Origin of the sequence: Kitasatospora saccharophila (assembly GCF_039529925.1) — a bacterium.
Lineage (GTDB): Bacteria > Actinomycetota > Actinomycetes > Streptomycetales > Streptomycetaceae > Kitasatospora > Kitasatospora saccharophila.
In genome coordinates, this window is the sequence record NZ_BAAANS010000192.1 from 1 (window position 1) to 552 (window position 552).

Annotated in this window: 1 protein-coding gene; it reads left to right on the plus strand. The window is 70.7% G+C overall.

Annotation, left to right across the window (positions count from 1 at the left end):
* Positions 1–552: hypothetical protein (locus ABD345_RS40120; protein WP_344559792.1), on the plus strand; the 552-nt coding region annotated here is incomplete at both ends.

Here is a 552-nt window from a genome sequence, read left to right on the forward strand (position 1 = left end):
GCACTCCGGCGGGCGCGGTGTGCGACGACGCGCACTTCAAGGTGGAGAACGCGCCGTGGTGGCCGGACGTCCCGGTCGACCTGAACTGCGCGCAGGGGGCGACCTGCACCAACCACGCGCCCTCGTTCTGGTCCCGCAAGCGGCTGTCGTCGGTGACCACGCAGGTGCGGGTGGGGGGGACGGTGCAGCAGGTCGACCGCTACGACTTCACGCACTCGTTCCCGGACGGCGGTGACCACGCGCCGACCCTGTGGCTGGAGTCGATCCAGCGCACCGGTCTGGACACCAGTGGTGGTGGCGGCGCGGCGCCCGCGGTGCCGCCGACGCTCTTCGGTGCTCCGGCGCAGCTGCCGAACCGGGTGGGGACGATCTCCAACGTGTCGGTGATGTACCACGACCGGATCCAGACGATCGTGACGGAGGCGGGTGCGCAGATCACGGTGGTGTACAACGACGCCGAGTGCACGCCGCAGAACGTGCCGGCGGATCCGGCGGCCAACACCAAGGCGTGCTTCCCGACGCTGTGGAAGCCGCCGGGGTACAGCAGTCAGC